The sequence below is a fragment of the Streptomyces sp. NPDC001922 genome, from assembly GCF_042891165.1.
Classification (GTDB): Bacteria; Actinomycetota; Actinomycetes; order Streptomycetales; family Streptomycetaceae; genus Streptomyces.
The window spans coordinates 75,181-91,350 of record NZ_JBIASV010000005.1 but is presented as its reverse complement, the minus strand read 5'-3'; the positions used below and the strand labels follow the sequence as shown (position 1 = coordinate 91,350).

Here is a 16,170-nt window from a genome sequence, read left to right as displayed (position 1 = left end):
CACCGCACTGTTCACTTCGCGGCCTCCAGCTCGGGCTCGGGGTCCTTCTTGTCCACGTCGGACAGCGTGTGCTGCACGGCCGGGTTGACGATCTCGGTCAGCGGCTGCGGATAGACGCCGAGGAACAGCAGCAGCGCGACCAGCGGAGCCACCACCACCAGCTCCCGCACCCGGAGGTCGGGCATGGTGCGCACCTCCTCCTTCACCGGCCCGGTCATGGTGCGCTGGTAGAGCACCAGGACGTAGAGGGCGGCCAGCACGATGCCGGCGGTGGCGACGATGCCCAGGGCGGGATAGCGGCTGAAGGTGCCGACCAGCACCAGGAACTCACTGACGAAGGGCGCCAGGCCCGGCAGCGAGAGGGTGGCCAGACCGCCGATGAGGAAGGTGCCCGCGAGGACCGGGGCGACCTTCTGCACCCCGCCGTAGTCGGCGATCAGGCGCGAGCCGCGGCGGGAGATCAGGAAGCCGGCGACCAGCATCAGGGCCGCCGTCGAGATCCCGTGGTTGACCATGTAGAGGGTGGCGCCGCCCTGCCCCTGGCTGGTCATCGCGAAGATGCCCAGGATGATGAAGCCGAAGTGGGAGATCGAGGCGTAGGCGATCAGCCGCTTGATGTCCCGCTGCCCGACCGCGAGCAGCGCGCCGTAGATGATGCTGATCACGGCGAGGACGAGGATCGCCGGGGTGGCCCACGTGGACGCCTCCGGGAAGAGCTGGAGGCAGAACCGGAGCATCGCGAAGGTGCCGACCTTGTCGACGACCGCGGTGATCAGCACCGCGACCGGGGCCGTGGACTCCCCCATCGCGTTGGGCAGCCAGGTGTGCAGCGGCCACAGCGGCGCCTTGACGGCGAAGGCGAAGAAGAAGCCCAGGAACAGGGCCCGTTCGGTGTTGGTCGCCATGTCGAGCGAGCCGTCCGCGCGGGCCTTCACGATCTCCTGGAGGGAGAACGTCCCGGTGCCGAGGTCGTCGGCGGTCACCGCGAAGAGCCCGATCACCGCGGCCAGCATGATCAGGCCGCCGGCCAGGTTGTAGAGCAGGAACTTCACCGCGGCGTACGACCGCTGGGTCGCCGCCGCCTCGTCGCCGTGCTCGTGGGCCCGGTCCCCGAAGCCGCCGATGAGGAAGTACATCGGGATCAGCATGGCTTCGAAGAAGATGTAGAAGAGGAAGACGTCGGTGGCCTCGAAGGAGAGGATCACCATCGCCTCGACCATGAGGATCAGCGCGAAGAAGCCCTGGGTGGGCCGCCAGCGGCGGTTGGGGTTCCTCTCCTCCAGCGGGTCGGCGTCGTGCCAGCCCGCCAGGATGACGAACGGGATCAGCAGGGCGGTCAGCGCCACGAGGACGACGGCGATGCCGTCCACCCCGAGCTCGTACCGGACCCCGAAGTCCGCGATCCAGGCGTGGGATTCGGTGAGCTGGTACCGGCCGCCGCCCGGTTCGAAGCGGACCAGCACCACGGCCGCCAGCACCAGCGTGGCCAGCGAGAAGGCCAGGGCCAGCCACTTGGCGGCGGTGCGCCGGGCGGCGGGCACCGCGGCGGTGAGGAGGGCACCGGCGGCCGGGGTCACCGCGGTGACCGTCAGCAGGGGAAAGGACATGTCAGACCGCCCTCATCAGCAGGGTGGCGGCGATCAGGAGCGCCGCACCGCCGAACATCGAGACCGCGTAGGAGCGGGCGAAGCCGTTCTGCAGCTTGCGCATCCGGCCGGAGAGCCCGCCGACCGAGGCCGCGGTGCCGTTCACCACGCCGTCGACCACCGAGTGGTCCAGGTAGACCAGGCCGCGGGTGAGGTACTCGCCGGGCTTGACCAGGGCGACGTGGTTGAAGTCGTCCTGGAGCAGGTCCCGCCGGGCGGCCCGGGTGAGCAGGCTGCCGCGCGGCGCGGCCACCGGGACCGGGCGCCTGCCGTACTGGGCCCAGGCGACCGCGACCCCGATCACCAGCACCACCACGGTGGCGAGGGTGACGGTCAGCGCGCTGACCGGCGAGTGGCCGTGGCTGTACCCGGTGACCGGCTCCAGCCACTTCAGGAACGACTCGTCGAGGCTGAACAGCCCGCCGGCGAAGACCGATCCGAAGGCCAGCACGATCATGGGGATCGTCATGGTGCGCGGCGACTCGTGCGGATGCGGCTCGTTGCCGTCCGCGTCCGGCTGCCACCGCTTCTCGCCGAAGAAGGTCAGCAGCATCACCCGGGTCATGTAGTACGCGGTGATGGCCGCGCCCAGCAGGGCCGTGCCGCCGAGGATCCAGCCCTCCGCACCGCCCTTGGCGAACGCCGCTTCGATGATCTTGTCCTTGGAGAAGAAGCCGGACAGCCCCGGGAAGCCGATGATCGCCAGATAGCCGAGCCCGAAGGTGACGAAGGTGATCGGCATATAGGTGCGCAGGGCCCCGTACTTCCGCATGTCCACCTCGTCGTTCATCCCGTGCATCACGGAACCGGCGCCGAGGAAGAGGCCCGCCTTGAAGAAGCCGTGGGTGACCAGGTGCATGATCGCGAAGACATAGCCGATCGGGCCGAGGCCGGCGGCGAGGATCATGTAGCCGATCTGCGACATCGTCGAACCCGCCAGGGCCTTCTTGATGTCGTCCTTCGCGCAACCGACGATCGCACCGAAGAGGAGCGTGACCGCGCCGACCGTCACCACCACCAGCTGGGCGTCGGGCGAGGCGTTGAAGATCGTCGACGAGCGGGTGATGAGGTACACGCCCGCGGTCACCATCGTCGCCGCGTGGATCAGGGCCGAGACCGGGGTCGGGCCCTCCATCGCGTCCCCGAGCCAGGACTGGAGCGGCACCTGGGCCGACTTGCCGCAGGCGGCGAGCAGCAGCATCAGGGCGATCCCGGTGACCGTGCCTCCGGAGGCCTCCCCGGCCTGCTCCAGCACCGGCCCGAAGGCGAAGGTCCCGAAGGTGGTGAACATCAGCATGATGGCGATCGACAGCCCGACGTCACCGACCCGGTTGACGATGAACGCCTTCTTCGCCGCGGTGGCCGCACTCGGCTTGTGCTGCCAGAAGCCGATGAGCAGGTACGAGGCGAGACCGACGCCCTCCCAGCCGACGTACAGCAGCAGGTAGTTGTCGGCGAGGACGAGCAGCAGCATCGCCGCGAGGAACAGGTTGAGATAGCCGAAGAAGCGGCGGCGCCGCTCGTCGTGCTCCATGTAGCCGACCGAGTAGAGGTGGATCAGCGACCCCACCCCGGTGATCAGCAGCACGAACGTCATCGACAACTGGTCCAGCTGGAAGGCCACATCGGCCTGGAACCCCTCCACCGGGATCCAGCTGAACAGGTACTGGTGGACGGTGCGCTCCTCGCCCTGGCGGCCCAGCATGTCGGCGAAGAGCACCACGCCGAGCACAAAGGAGACGGCCGCCAGACCGGTGCCGATCCAGTGGCCGCTGCGATCCAGCCGCCGTCCGCCGCACAAGAGGACGGCCGCGCCGAGCAGCGGGGCCGCGACGAGCAATCCGATGAGGTTCTCCACTGTTGCGACCCCTTACAGCTTCATCAGGCTGGCGTCGTCGACCGAGGCCGAGTGGCGGGAGCGGAAGATCGTCACGATGATCGCCAGACCGACGACGACCTCGGCCGCGGCCACCACCATCGTGAAGAACGCGATGATCTGGCCGTCGAGGTTGCCGTGCATCCGGGAGAAGGTGACGAAGGCCAGGTTGCAGGCGTTCAGCATCAGCTCGACGCACATGAACACCACGATGGCGTTCCGCCGGATCAGCACCCCCGCGGCGCCGATGCTGAACAGCAGCGCCGCGAGGTAGAGGTAGTTGACCGGATTCACTTGCTCGCCTCCTCGTTGCGCTCCAGCCGCCCGAGCCGCTCCTCGGCGCGCTGCTCCAGGGCGGCCAGGTCGGCGAGCGCCTCACCGGAGACGTCGCGGATCTGGCCGCGGGCGCGCAGCGTGTGGCTGACGGTGAGTTCGGACGGGGTGCCGTCCGGCAGCAGACCGGGGATGTCCACGGCGTTGTGCCGGGCGTACACCCCGGGGGCGGGCAGCGGCGGCACCTGCGTGCCGGTGCGCACCCGGGCCTCGGCCTGCTCGCGCTGGCTCGCGGCGCGCTCGGTGCGCTCCCGGTGGGTGAGCACCATCGCGCCGACGGCCGCGGTGATCAGCAGCGCGCCGGTGATCTCGAAGGCGAACACGTACTTGGTGAAGATCAGCGCGGCGAGGCCCTGGACGTTGCCGCCGGAGTTGGCCTGCCCGAGGCCGTTGAAGCTCCGCAGGGAGGCGTTGCCGATGCCGGCGATCAGCAGGATGCCGAACCCGAGGCCGCAGCCCGCCGCCAGCCAGCGCTGGCCCTTGAGGGTCTCCTTGAGCGAGTCGGCGGCGGTGACGCCGACCAGCATGACGACGAAGAGGAACAGCATCATGACCGCGCCGGTGTAGACGACGATCTGCACCACGCCGAGGAAGTACGCCCCGTTCGCGAGGTAGAAGACGGCCAGCACGATCATGGTGCCGGCCAGGCTGAGGGCGCTGTGCACCGCCTTCTTCATGAGGACGGTGCTCAGGGCCCCGATGACGGCGACCGTGCCCAGCACCCAGAACTGGACCGCCTCACCGGTGGAGGCCGCGCCGGTCACCGCGGCTGCGAGGGCGCTCATGCGTCGGCCACCTTCCCCGACGCGGGCTCGTCGGGCCCGAAGTCCGCCGCCGCGTCCTGCGGCTTGTCGCCCTGGGTGACCGGCTGCTGCTCGGTGCCCGGCGCGGCCTCGGTGACCAGCCCGCGGTAGTAGTCCTTCTCGGTCATCCCGGGGAAGATCGCGTGCGGGGAGTCGACCATGCCCTCCTCCAGCCCGGCGAGCAGCTCCTCCTTGGTGTAGATGAGCGATTCGCGGGACCGGTCGGCGAGTTCGTACTCGTTGGTCATGGTGAGCGCCCGGGTCGGGCACGCCTCCACGCACAGCCCGCACAGGATGCAGCGCAGGTAGTTGATCTGGTAGACGCGGCCGTAGCGCTCGCCCGGGGAGTAGCGCTCCTCGTCGGTGTTGTCCGCGCCCTCCACGTAGATCGCGTCGGCGGGGCAGGCCCAGGCGCACAGCTCGCAGCCCACGCACTTCTCCAGCCCGTCCGGGTGCCGGTTGAGCTGGTGCCGCCCGTGGAAGCGGGGCGCGGTGGGCTTCTTCTCCTCCGGGTACTGCTCGGTCAGCCGCTTCTTGAACATGGCCTTGAAGGTCACGCCGAAGCCGGCCACGGGGTTCTGGAAGTCAGGCACGGGATGCCTCCTCACCGGCGTGGGTCACTGGGGTCGCCGCGGATGTCGTCGCACGGGCTCGGGCCCGTGGACGGCGGTCCGCGCCGCGGAACTCAGGCACCGTCGGCCTCCTTGCCCTCGGCGGGGGTCTCCGCCGGACCGTTCCCGACGAGCGTCCGCTCCTGACGGGAACGGCGCCGGGGCACGGGCGGCAGGGTCTGTCCGGGCAGCGGCGGCACCGGGAAGCCGCCCGCCATCGGGTCGAACGCGGCCGGCGGTGCCTCCTCGGCCCCGGCCTTCTGCTCCGCGCGGTGGCGGAAGATGTCGAAGACGAAGGAGAGCAGCAGGATCGCGATGACGGCGCCGCCCACGTAGAGCACGATGTCCTGGAAGCCGTAGTTCTCGTTGCGCAGCGCCCGGACCGTGGCGACCAGCATCAGCCACACCATGGAGACCGGGATGAGCACCTTCCAGCCCAGCTTCATGAACTGGTCGTAGCGCACCCGCGGGAGCGTGCCGCGCACCCAGATGAAGAAGAACAGCAGCAGCTGGACCTTGACGACGAACCAGAGCATCGGCCACCAGCCGTGGTTCGCCCCCTCCCAGAACGCGCTGATCGGGTACGGGGCCATCCAGCCGCCCAGGAACAGGGTGACCGCGACCGCCGAGACGGTGACCATGTTGACGTACTCGGCCAGCATGAACATCGCGAACTTGATGGAGCTGTACTCGGTGTTGAAGCCGCCGACCAGGTCGCCCTCGGACTCCGGCATGTCGAACGGGGCGCGGTTGGTCTCGCCGACCATCGCCACGATGTAGATCAGGAACGACACCGGGAGCAGCACCGCGAACCAGCGGTTCTCCTGCGCGGAGACGATCGCCGAGGTGGACATCGACCCGGAGTAGAGGAAGACCGCCGCGAAGGACAGGCCCATCGCGATCTCGTAGGAGATCATCTGCGCGCAGGAGCGCAGGCCGCCGAGCAGCGGGTACGTCGAGCCGGAGGACCAGCCGGCCAGCACGATGCCGTAGATCCCGACCGAGGCGACCGCCAGGATGTACAGGACGGCGATCGGCAGGTCGGTGAGCTGCATCGTGGTGCGGTGGCCGAGGATCGAGATCTCGTTGCCGGCGGGCCCGAAGGGGATCACCGCGATGGCCATGAAGGCGGGGATCGCGGCGACGACCGGCGCCAGGACGTAGACGACCTTGTCGGCCCGCTTGACGACCACGTCCTCCTTGAGCATCAGCTTGATGCCGTCCGCGAGGGACTGGAGGAGGCCCCAGGGGCCGTGCCGGTTGGGGCCGATCCGCAGCTGCATCCAGGCGACGACCTTGCGCTCCCAGACGATGGAGAACAGCACCGTCACCATCAGGAACGCGAAGCAGAAGACCGCCTTGATCAGCACCAGCCACCAGGGGTCCCGCCCGAACATCGACAGGTCCTCGGCCGCCAGCGAGGTCAGCGGGCCGGACTGCCAGGACGTCACTGCGCTCATGACCGCACCTCCGCCGTCTCGGCCCCGGTGCCCGCACCGAGGGTGACCAGTTCGCCGGGGCGCGCCCCGGTGCCGTCGGTCACGCCGCGCCCGACGGAGTTCATCGGCAGCCAGACCACCCGGTCGGGCATCGGGGTGATCAGCAGGGGCAGTTCGACCGATCCGGCCGGGCCGGTCACCCGCACCGGGTCGCCGTCCGCGACCCCGGCCTCCGCGGCGGTGGCGGCGGAGAGCCGGGCGACCGCCGCGTGCCGGGTGCCGGCCAGGGCCTCGTCACCGTCCTGGAGACGTCCCCGGTCGAGCAGCAGCCGGTGCCCGGCGAGCACCGCCTGGCCCGCTTCGGGGCGGGGCAGCGGCTGGGCCGGCCGGCCGGGAGCCGTGGCGTACGGGCCGCGCCAGCCGCCGAGCCGGTCCAGCTCCCGCCGGGCCGCCCGGACGTCGGGCAGGTCCAGGGCCGGGGTCGGCGGGGCGTCCGCGGTGCCGGCCAGCGCGTCGGCGATCATGTGCAGCACCCGGGCGTCGGGGAGGACGTGGCGCCGGGTCATGTGGTCCGGTTTGAGCGCGGCCTCGAACGGCCGGGCCCGGCCCTCCCAGTTGAGGAAGGTGCCGGACTTCTCGACGACGGCGGCCACCGGAAGGACGACGTCCGCCCGGTCGGTGACCTCGCTCGGCCGCTGTTCCAGGCTGACCAGGAAGCCGACCGCGTCCAGGGCCCGGCGGGCCAGCTGCGGGTCGGGCAGGTCCGCGACCTCCACACCGGCGACGAGCAGCGCGGACAGCTCACCGCTCGCCGCGGCCTCGACGATCTGACCGGTGTCCCGGCCGGGCCGCTCCGGGAGCCCGCCGACGCCCCAGGCGGCGGCGGTCTCCTCACGGGCCCGCGGGTCGGTGGCGGGCCGGCCGCCGGGCAGCAGCCCGGGCAGTGCCCCGGCCTCGAGCGCCCCGCGCTCACCGGCCCGGCGCGGAATCCACACCAGCCGGGCGCCGGTGGCGTTCGCGGCGCCCACGGCGGCGGTGAGCGCGCCCGGCACGGCGGCCAGCCGCTCGCCGACGACGATCACGGCGCCCTCGGCGCGGAGCGCCTCGGCGGCCAGCAGCCCGTCGCTGTCCAGGCCGTCCTGCGCGGTGCCGGCGTCGGCCCGCGCGAGCGCGGCGAACCAGGTGGTCTCGGTGCCGGGCGCCGCGCCCAGCAGCGTGCCGCCGGTCTTCACCAGCCCCCGGGTGGCGTGGGTGGCCAGCGAGAACACCCGCTGGCCGTGCTTGCGGTGCGCCTTGCGGAGGCGGAGGAAGACGCCGGGCGCCTCCTCCTCGGACTCGAAGCCGGCCAGCAGCACCGCCGGGGCCTTCTCCAGCTCGGCGTAGGTCGGCCCGCTGCCGTCGAGGTCCCGGCCGCGCCCCGCGACGTACGCCGCCAGGAAGTCGGCCTCCTCGCCGCTGTGCACCCGGGCGCGGAAGTCGATGTCGTTGGTGTCGAGCACGACCCGGGCGAACTTGGCGTAGGCGTAGGCGTCCTCGACGGTGAGCCGCCCGCCGGTGAGCACCCCGGCACCGGCGCCGCCGGACCGCTCACGGGCCGCCGCCAGCCCGCGGGCCGCGGCCTCCACCGCCTCCGGCCAGCTCGCGGCCTCCAGCTCACCGGTCTCGGCGTTCCGCACGAGCGGGGTGGTGAGCCGGTCGGGACGCTGGGCGTAGCGGAACGCGAAGCGGCCCTTGTCGCAGATCCACTCCTCGTTGACCTCGGGGTCGTCGGCCGCCAGCCGCCGCATCACCTTGCCGCGCCGGTGGTCGGTCCGGGTGGCGCAGCCGCCCGCGCAGTGCTCGCAGACGCTCGGCGAGGACACCAGGTCGAAGGGGCGGGAGCGGAACCGGTACGCGGCGGAGGTGAGCGCGCCCACCGGGCAGATCTGAATGGTGTTGCCGGAGAAGTACGACTGGAAGGGCTCGCCCTCGCCGGTGCCCACCTGCTGGAGGGCGCCGCGCTCCAGCAGTTCGATCATCGGGTCGCCCGCGATCTGGTTGGAGAACCGGGTGCAGCGGGCGCACAGCACGCAGCGCTCCCGGTCCAGCAGCACCTGGGTGGAGATCGGCACGGGCTTGGTGAAGGTGCGCTTCTTCCCCTCGAAGCGGGTGTCGGCCTGCCCGGCGCTCATCGCCTGGTTCTGCAGCGGGCACTCGCCGCCCTTGTCGCAGACCGGGCAGTCCAGCGGGTGGTTGATGAGCAGCAGCTCCATCACCCCGCGCTGGGCCTTCTCGGCCACGGGCGAGGTGAGTTGAGTCCGCACCACCATCCCGTCCGTGCAGGTGATCGTGCAGGACGCCATGGGCTTGCGCTGGCCCTCGACCTCGACGATGCACTGCCGGCAGGCGCCGGCCGGGTCGAGGAGCGGGTGGTCGCAGAAGCGCGGGATCTCGATGCCGAGCAGCTCGGCCGCGCGGATCACCAGGGTGCCCTTGGGGACGGAGATCTCGATGCCGTCGATGGTGACGGAGACGAGGTCCTCCGGCGGCACTGCCGCCTCGCCGCCTCCGGAGGGGGCGTTCGTCGTGATCGTCATTTACGCGTGCACCCCCTTGTGGGTGGCGGTCTTGTGGTCGTCGGCCCAGACGGTGGACTTCGCCGGGTCGAAGGGGCAGCCGCCGCCGGTGACGTGCTGCTCGTACTCCTCGCGGAAGTACTTCAGCGAGGAGAAGATGGGGCTGGCGGCGCCGTCGCCGAGGGCGCAGAACGACTTGCCGTTGATGTTGTCGGCGATGTCGTTGAGCTTGTCGAGGTCGGCCATCCGCCCCTTGCCGGCCTCCAGGTCGCGCAGCAACTGGACCAGCCAGTACGTGCCTTCGCGGCAGGGCGTGCACTTGCCGCAGGACTCATGGGCGTAGAACTCGGTCCAGCGGGTCACCGCCCGGACGACGCAGGTCGTCTCGTCGAAGCACTGCAGCGCCTTGGTGCCGAGCATCGAACCGGCCGCGCCCACGCCCTCGTAGTCGAGCGGTACGTCCAGGTGCTCCTCGGTGAGGAGCGGGGTGGAGGAGCCGCCGGGGGTCCAGAACTTGAGCCGGTGGCCCTTGCGCATGCCGCCGCTCATGTCGAGGAGCTGCCGCAGGGTGATGCCGAGCGGCGCCTCGTACTGACCGGGGCGGGCGACGTGTCCGGAGAGCGAGTAGAGCGTGAAGCCGGGGGACTTCTCGCTGCCCATCGAGCGGAACCAGTCCTTGCCCCGGTGCAGGATCGCGGGAACCGACGCGATGGACTCGACGTTGTTCACCACAGTGGGGCAGGCGTAGAGGCCCGCGACCGCGGGGAAGGGGGGCCGCAGCCGGGGCTGTCCGCGCCGTCCCTCCAGCGAGTCGAGCAGTGCGGTCTCCTCACCGCAGATGTACGCGCCGGCCCCGGCGTGCACGGTGATGTCCAGGTCGAAGCCGCTGTCCAGGACGTTCCTGCCGAGGTAGCCCGCCTTGTACGCCTCGGCCACGGCGTGGTGCAGCCGGCGCAGCACCGGCACGACCTCGCCGCGCAGATAGATGAACGCGTGGTTCGACCGGATCGCGTGACAGGCGATGATCATGCCCTCGATGAGGGAGTGCGGATTGGCGAAGAGAAGGGGGATGTCCTTGCAGGTGCCGGGCTCGGACTCGTCCGCGTTGACCACGAGGTAGTGCGGCTTGCCGTCGCCCTGCGGGATGAACTGCCACTTCATGCCGGTGGGGAAGCCCGCTCCGCCGCGGCCGCGCAGACCGGCGTCCTTGACCAGGGCGATGACGTCGTCCGGCGGCATGGCCAGGGCCGCGCGCAGCCCCTCGTAGCCGTCGTGGCGCAGGTAGGTCTCCAGGGTCCAGGAGTCCGGCTGGTCCCAGAAGGCCGACAGCACGGGGGACAGCAGCTTCTCCGGGACCGCTCCCCCGCCGGTCTCCGGCCGGGAGGTGCCGCCGGTGCCGTCGTGTTCGGTGGACACGGTCATCACTCACCCTCCTCGGACACCGGTCCGGCCGGGTGCTGGGGGTCGGACGCCGCCGTCGTGTGCGGGGCGTCGTGCGAGCTGGGGTGCCCGGCGGGCGCTTCGCCGCCGGCCGGGGGCTGCTGCTCGTCCGCGCCCTGCGGGGGTGCGGAGCGCGGCGAGACGATCCGTCCGGGGGCGGCCTCGCCCTTGGCGAGCCGCAGGCCGACCAGCGACGGGGCCCCGGCGCCGCCGGTGGCGTCCACCGCGCCGGGCCGCTCGTCCGGGAAGCCGGCCAGGATCCGGGCGGTCTCCCGGAAGGTGCACAGCGGGGCGCCCCGGGTGGGTTCGGCGGTGCGGCCCGCCCGCAGGTCGTCCACGAGCTGCTTGGCGGACTGCGGGGTCTGGTTGTCGAAGAACTCCCAGTTGACCATCACCACGGGGGCGAAGTCGCAGGCCGCGTTGCACTCGATGTGCTCCAGGGTGACCTTGCCGTCCTCGGTGGTCTCGCCGTTGCCGAGGCCGAGGTGCTCCTGGAGTTCGGTGAAGATGGCGTCGCCGCCCATCACCGCGCACAGCGTGTTGGTGCAGACCCCGACCTGGTACTCCCCCGACGGCTTGCGCCGGTACATGGAGTAGAAGGTGGCGACCGCGGTGACCTCGGCGGTGGTCAGCCCCAGCATCTCGGCGCAGAACCGGACGCCGGTCCGGGTGACGTACCCCTCCTCGGCCTGGACGAGGTGCAGCAGCGGCAGCAGTGCGGAACGGCTGTCGGGGTAGCGGGCGATGACCTCGCGCGCGTCCTCCTCCAGCCGGGACCGCACCTCGGCCGGGAAGTCGGGGGCGGGCATCTGCGGAAGGCCCAAGCTGACGTCTGTCACCGGTCGACGCCTCCCATCACGGGGTCGATGGAGGCCACGGCCACGATGACGTCGGCGACCTGGCCGCCTTCGCACATCGCCGCCATGGCCTGGAGGTTGGTGAACGACGGGTCACGGAAGTGGACCCGGTACGGGCGCGTCCCGCCGTCGCTGACCGCGTGCACGCCCAGCTCGCCCTTGGGCGACTCCACGGCCGCGTAGGTCTGGCCGGGCGGCACCCGGAAGCCCTCGGTGACGAGCTTGAAGTGGTGGATCAGGGCCTCCATCGACGTGCCCATGATCTTCTTGATGTGGTCGAGCGAGTTGCCGAGGCCGTCGGGCCCGAGCGCGAGCTGGGCGGGCCAGGCGACCTTCTTGTCGCCGACCATCACCGGCCCGGGCTCCAGCCGGTCCAGGCACTGCTCGACGATCCGCAGCGACTGCCGCATCTCCTCCAGCCGGAGCAGGAAGCGGCCGTACGCGTCGCAGGTGTCGGTGGTCGGCACCTCGAAGTCGTAGGTCTCGTAACCGCAGTACGGCCGCGCCTTGCGCAGGTCGTGCGGGAGTCCGGCGGAGCGCAGTATCGGTCCGGTGACGCCGAGCGCCATGCAGCCGGCGAGGTCCAGGTGGCCGACGTCCTGCATGCGGCCCTTGAAGACCGGGTTGCCGGTGGCGAGCTTGTCGTACTCCGGCAGGTTCTTCCGCATCTTCTTGACGAACTCGCGGACCGCGTCGACCGCGCCGGGCGGCAGGTCCTGGGCCAGGCCGCCGGGCCGGATGTACGCGTGGTTCATCCGCAGGCCGGTGATCAGCTCGTACAGGTCCAGGACCATCTCGCGGTCCCGGAAGCCGTAGATCATGATCGTGGTGGCGCCGAGCTCCATGCCGCCGGTGGCGATGCAGACCAGGTGGGAGGAGAGCCGGTTGAGCTCCATGAGGAGCACCCGGATGACCGTCGCCCGGTCCGGGACCTCGTCCTCGATGCCGAGCAGCCTCTCGACCGCCAGGCAGTACGCCGTCTCGTTGTAGAACGAGGTGAGGTAGTCCATGCGCGTGACGAACGTGGTGCCCTGGGTCCACGTCCGGTACTCGAGGTTCTTCTCGATACCGGTGTGGAGATAGCCGATGCCGCAGCGGGCCTCGGTGACCGTCTCGCCGTCGATCTCCAGGATCAGCCGGAGCACGCCGTGGGTGGACGGGTGCTGCGGGCCCATGTTGACGACGATCCGCTCGTCGTCCGCCTTGGCGGCGGCAGCCGCGACCTCGTCCCAGTCCCCGCCGGTGACGGTGTAGACGGTGCCTTCGGTGGTCTCCCGTGCGCTGGCGGGAGGCGTCGCGTGCGATGCAGACATCAGGTGTACGACCTCCGCTGGTCGGGAGCCGGGATCTGGGCGCCCTTGTACTCGACGGGAATGCCGCCGAGCGGGTAGTCCTTGCGCTGCGGGAAGCCCTGCCAGTCGTCCGGCATCATGATCCGCGTCAGCGCCGGGTGGCCGTCGAAGACGATGCCGAAGAAGTCGTACGTCTCGCGCTCGTGCCAGTCGTTGGTCGGGTAGACCGGGACGATCGACGGGATGTGCGGATCGCTGTCGGGGGCGCTCACCTCCAGCCGGACCAGCCGGTTGTGGGTGATCGAGCGCAGGTGGTAGACGGCGTGCAGCTCCCGTCCCTTGTCCCCCGTGAAGTGGACTCCGCTGACCCCGGTGCACAGTTCGAAGCGGAGCGCCGGGTCGTCGCGGAGGGTCCGGGCCACCTGCGGCAGGTGCTCGCGCGCGATGTGGAAGGTCAGTTCGCCGCGGTCGACGACGGTCTTCTCGATGGCGTTCTCCGGGACCAGACCCTGTTCCTCCAGGGCGCCCTCGAGTTCGTCGGCGATCTCGTCGAACTCGCCGGCCCCGTCACCGCCGTCGGGGCCGCCGTACGGCCGGGTCGAGGCGCCGGGCAGCCGCACCGACCGGACGAGCCCGCCGTAGCCGCTGGTGTCGCCGCCGTTGTTCGCGCCGAACATGCCGCGGCGGGTGTCGATGACCTCGCCGTGGTCCCCCCGCTGGCCCGGCAGGTTCTGGGCGTTGAGGTCCTGGTCGGGGTTGACGCCGTTGTTCTCACTCACCGGAGCAGCCCCTTCATCTCGATGGTGGGCAGGGCCGCCCGCGCCGCTTCCTCGGCCTCCCGGGCCGCCTGCTCGCGGTTGACGCCGAGCTTCTCGCCCTGGATCTTCTGGTGGAGCTTGAGGATCGCGTCCAGCAGCATTTCCGGACGGGGCGGGCAGCCGGGCAGGTAGATGTCGACGGGGACGATGTGGTCGACGCCCTGCACGATCGCGTAGTTGTTGAACATGCCTCCGGAGGAGGCGCAGACGCCCATGGAGATGACCCACTTGGGGTTCGGCATCTGGTCGTAGACCTGCCGCAGCACCGGGGCCATCTTCTGGCTGACCCGGCCGGCCACGATCATCAGATCCGCCTGGCGGGGGGAGCCGCGGAAGACCTCCATGCCGAAGCGGGCGAGGTCGTAGCGCCCGGCGCCGGTGGTCATCATCTCGATGGCGCAGCAGGCGAGGCCGAACGTGGCCGGGAAGACGGAGGACTTGCGCACCCAGCCCGCGGCCTGCTCCACGGTCGTCAGCAGGAAACCGCTCGGCAGTTTCTCCTCGATACCCATGTTGTGGCCCCTAGTCCCATTCCAGGCCGCCACGACGCCAGACGTAGGCGTAGGCGACGAAGACGGTGAGCACGAAGAGGAGCATCTCGACGAGCCCGAACAGTCCCAGGGCGTCGAAGCTGACCGCCCAGGGATAGAGGAAGACGATCTCGATGTCGAAGACGATGAAGAGCATCGCCGTCAGGTAGTACTTGATCGGGAAACGCCCGCCGCCGGCCGGCTGCGGGGTCGGCTCGATTCCGCACTCGTATGCCTCGAGCTTGGCCCGGTTGTAGCGCTTGGGGCCGATGAGGCCGGCCATGACCACGGAGAAGATCGCGAAGCCTGCCCCGAGGGCGCCGAGCACGAGGATGGGCGCATAGGCGTTCACGCTCCTCGCTCCTTCCAGTCGACGATGACTGCGGACCGTGACCGGACATGCGCACTGCCGACACGAAGATCGCTGCTATGTGAGGCAGTTCACAAGCCCGAGTCGCCTGCATCCTATGCCCGTCGGTCTGTGATCTGCGACACGGGTGAGGCAGGGAGTTTGTGATCTCCACCACCTGACGAACGATCATGAAGGCGGATGAGCGGTGATCTTCATACGCGAAGCGTCCGAGCCGTCACCAGGTGTGACAATCGCGGGTGTTACCGCTGGTCAGGCACGGGCTCGCCTAGCAAAGGGGAGCCTTACTGGCAAATTCGCCCCGGACGCCGTCAGCTGATAAATAGACGCCACCCGCCCGCGTGAAGATCGTGGCGGAGGGGTCGACGGCTCACCACCGCCACCCCAAGGGGACAGCGGGGGCGAGCGCGTGCACCGGCGCCGAATGTGACCGGGCGTGACCGGACGTGACGGAAACAGGCCGCGAAGCGGACAAGATCGCCGGTACGTGCATGCATTCACAGACGGGGACACCGCATTCAATTCGCGGGCGATCTGTTAGCTATCCCACCCCGGTTCACCCGCCGGAAATGCATTGCTTGGCCACCGACGGCAAGCGGTGGTAAGCAGCGAGCAATTCGGGCGAAACGACGAAACGCCTAGATCGCGGATGTGAGCGGAACGGCGGACTCCGTGCCGCACAGCGCCCGCGAAGATCCATAGGGATCAATTCTCGACGCGTACGCGTCAAGTGTGGCGCAGCACACGTTTCTTGAAGGTAACCGCGGCCCCCTGATACCCGTGGTTCCATGTCCCACACCGCTCACATACCCAGCCGCCGGAAGCCCCGCCGTACCGCCACCTCGTGGGTGCTGCGCTCCGGAGTTGCCGGCGGCGTCCTCAGCACCCTGGCCGTGACCGGCGCGTCGGGCGCCCAGGCCGCCGAGCCCGCGGCGGCCGAGACCGCGGAACTCCCCACGGTCACCACCGCGATCGCCGACGCGGCCGCCCAGTCCTCCGCGGCGACCGAGCAGGCCGCCCTGGACTACCAGCAGCGCGCCGAGCTGCAGGAGCAGCAGGACCGTGCCGCGGACGTCGCCCGCAAGGCCGCCAAGAAGGCCAAGCAGGAGGCGGACCGCAAGGCTGAGGCCGAGCGCAAGGCTGAGGCCGCCGCGAAGGAGCGCGCCTCCCGTTCCGCGGAGCGCACCACCCTGAGTGCCCCCGCCCCCTCCTCCGCCACCGGCAGCGCCGCACAGGTGCTGAGCTTCCTCGAGGCCCAGCTCGGCAAGGCGTACGTCATGGGCGCCACCGGCCCGTCCGCGTACGACTGCTCCAGCCTCACCCAGGCCGCGTTCAAGTCCGTGGGTGTCGACCTGCCGCGCGTCTCGCAGGACCAGTCGACCACCGGCACCGAGGTGTCCCTGGACTCCCTGCAGCAGGGCGACCTGCTCTTCTGGGGCGGCACCGGCAGCGCCTACCACGTGGCCGTCTACGTGGGCGGCGGCCAGTACATCGACGCCGCGAACCCCAGCAAGGGCGTCGTGAAGCAGAACCTCGACGACTACCCGCCGACGAGCGCGCGCCGCGTGCTCTGAGCCGAGCGGAACGGGCGCCCGGCGCC

The 16,170-nt window shown here is 70.5% G+C and carries 14 protein-coding genes; 1 reads left to right on the top strand and 13 read right to left on the bottom strand.

The window, feature by feature from the left end:
• Positions 1–11: 11 nt before the first annotated feature.
• The 13 genes from ACFYYR_RS10345 to ACFYYR_RS10285 form a co-directional block, all read right to left on the bottom strand.
• A complete protein-coding gene (locus tag ACFYYR_RS10345) occupies positions 12–1,607 on the bottom strand; it encodes an NADH-quinone oxidoreductase subunit M (RefSeq protein ID WP_388849547.1) in 1,596 nt (531 codons plus the stop codon).
• A 1-nt stretch (position 1,608) separates the two neighbouring features.
• Complete coding sequence (nuoL, locus tag ACFYYR_RS10340; RefSeq protein ID WP_388849544.1) at positions 1,609–3,504, bottom strand: NADH-quinone oxidoreductase subunit L; 1,896 nt, start codon at positions 3,502–3,504, stop codon at positions 1,609–1,611.
• A 12-nt stretch (positions 3,505–3,516) separates the two neighbouring features.
• Positions 3,517–3,816 (bottom strand): NADH-quinone oxidoreductase subunit NuoK, encoded by a 300-nt coding sequence (gene nuoK / locus ACFYYR_RS10335; protein WP_351507750.1) that lies wholly within the window; start codon positions 3,814–3,816, stop codon positions 3,517–3,519.
• A complete protein-coding gene (locus ACFYYR_RS10330; RefSeq protein ID WP_388849541.1) occupies positions 3,813–4,640 on the bottom strand; it encodes an NADH-quinone oxidoreductase subunit J in 828 nt (275 codons plus the stop codon). Before ACFYYR_RS10330 ends, nuoK begins: the two co-directional genes overlap by 4 nt.
• Positions 4,637–5,251, bottom strand: a complete 615-nt coding sequence (gene nuoI, locus ACFYYR_RS10325; RefSeq protein ID WP_388849538.1) for an NADH-quinone oxidoreductase subunit NuoI — start codon at positions 5,249–5,251, stop codon at positions 4,637–4,639. Before nuoI ends, ACFYYR_RS10330 begins: the two co-directional genes overlap by 4 nt.
• 92 nt (positions 5,252–5,343) lie before the next feature.
• Entirely contained in the window at positions 5,344–6,729 is a 1,386-nt protein-coding gene (gene nuoH, locus ACFYYR_RS10320; RefSeq protein ID WP_388849535.1) for an NADH-quinone oxidoreductase subunit NuoH, read from the bottom strand.
• The gene (locus ACFYYR_RS10315; RefSeq protein ID WP_388849532.1) at positions 6,726–9,284 is read right to left on the bottom strand and encodes an NADH-quinone oxidoreductase subunit G; all 2,559 of its coding nucleotides are present in this window, start codon (positions 9,282–9,284) and stop codon (positions 6,726–6,728) included. The genes nuoH and ACFYYR_RS10315 overlap by 4 nt, the downstream gene beginning before the upstream one ends.
• Entirely contained in the window at positions 9,285–10,685 is a 1,401-nt protein-coding gene (gene nuoF, locus ACFYYR_RS10310; protein ID WP_388849529.1) for an NADH-quinone oxidoreductase subunit NuoF, read from the bottom strand.
• Positions 10,685–11,512, bottom strand: a complete 828-nt coding sequence (gene nuoE / locus ACFYYR_RS10305) for an NADH-quinone oxidoreductase subunit NuoE (RefSeq protein WP_388850322.1) — start codon at positions 11,510–11,512, stop codon at positions 10,685–10,687. The genes nuoF and nuoE overlap by 1 nt, the downstream gene beginning before the upstream one ends.
• A gap of 26 nt (positions 11,513–11,538) precedes the next feature.
• The gene (locus tag ACFYYR_RS10300) at positions 11,539–12,873 is read right to left on the bottom strand and encodes an NADH-quinone oxidoreductase subunit D (RefSeq protein ID WP_388849526.1); all 1,335 of its coding nucleotides are present in this window, start codon (positions 12,871–12,873) and stop codon (positions 11,539–11,541) included.
• A complete protein-coding gene (locus ACFYYR_RS10295) occupies positions 12,873–13,631 on the bottom strand; it encodes an NADH-quinone oxidoreductase subunit C (protein ID WP_388849523.1) in 759 nt (252 codons plus the stop codon). The genes ACFYYR_RS10300 and ACFYYR_RS10295 overlap by 1 nt, the downstream gene beginning before the upstream one ends.
• On the bottom strand, positions 13,628–14,182 hold the full coding sequence (locus tag ACFYYR_RS10290; RefSeq protein WP_351507767.1) for an NADH-quinone oxidoreductase subunit B family protein: 555 nt from the start codon (positions 14,180–14,182) through the stop codon (positions 13,628–13,630). Before ACFYYR_RS10290 ends, ACFYYR_RS10295 begins: the two co-directional genes overlap by 4 nt.
• A 10-nt stretch (positions 14,183–14,192) precedes the next feature.
• The gene (locus ACFYYR_RS10285; protein ID WP_351507769.1) at positions 14,193–14,552 is read right to left on the bottom strand and encodes an NADH-quinone oxidoreductase subunit A; all 360 of its coding nucleotides are present in this window, start codon (positions 14,550–14,552) and stop codon (positions 14,193–14,195) included.
• Between the two features lie 806 nt (positions 14,553–15,358).
• Here ACFYYR_RS10285 and ACFYYR_RS10280 point away from each other — a divergent pair.
• Positions 15,359–16,144, top strand: coding sequence for a C40 family peptidase (locus tag ACFYYR_RS10280; protein ID WP_388849520.1), 786 nt, complete (start codon positions 15,359–15,361; stop codon positions 16,142–16,144).
• Positions 16,145–16,170: the final 26 nt, after the last annotated feature.

What these genes read in the sequence shown, in the direction of transcription:
- ACFYYR_RS10345 (WP_388849547.1), bottom strand. Translation starts at nt 1,607, where the DNA reads ATGTCCTTTCCCCTGCTGACGGTCACCGCGGTGACCCCGGCCGCCGGT.
- ACFYYR_RS10290 (WP_351507767.1), bottom strand. Translation starts at nt 14,182, where the DNA reads ATGGGTATCGAGGAGAAACTGCCGAGCGGTTTCCTGCTGACGACCGTG.
- ACFYYR_RS10315 (WP_388849532.1), bottom strand. Translation starts at nt 9,284, where the DNA reads ATGACGATCACGACGAACGCCCCCTCCGGAGGCGGCGAGGCGGCAGTG.
- nuoE (WP_388850322.1), bottom strand. Translation starts at nt 11,512, where the DNA reads ATGCCCGCCCCCGACTTCCCGGCCGAGGTGCGGTCCCGGCTGGAGGAG.
- ACFYYR_RS10330 (WP_388849541.1), bottom strand. Translation starts at nt 4,640, where the DNA reads ATGAGCGCCCTCGCAGCCGCGGTGACCGGCGCGGCCTCCACCGGTGAG.
- nuoF (WP_388849529.1), bottom strand. Translation starts at nt 10,685, where the DNA reads ATGACCGTGTCCACCGAACACGACGGCACCGGCGGCACCTCCCGGCCG.
- nuoH (WP_388849535.1), bottom strand. Translation starts at nt 6,729, where the DNA reads ATGAGCGCAGTGACGTCCTGGCAGTCCGGCCCGCTGACCTCGCTGGCG.
- ACFYYR_RS10300 (WP_388849526.1), bottom strand. Translation starts at nt 12,873, where the DNA reads ATGTCTGCATCGCACGCGACGCCTCCCGCCAGCGCACGGGAGACCACC.
- ACFYYR_RS10280 (WP_388849520.1), top strand. Translation starts at nt 15,359, where the DNA reads ATGTCCCACACCGCTCACATACCCAGCCGCCGGAAGCCCCGCCGTACC.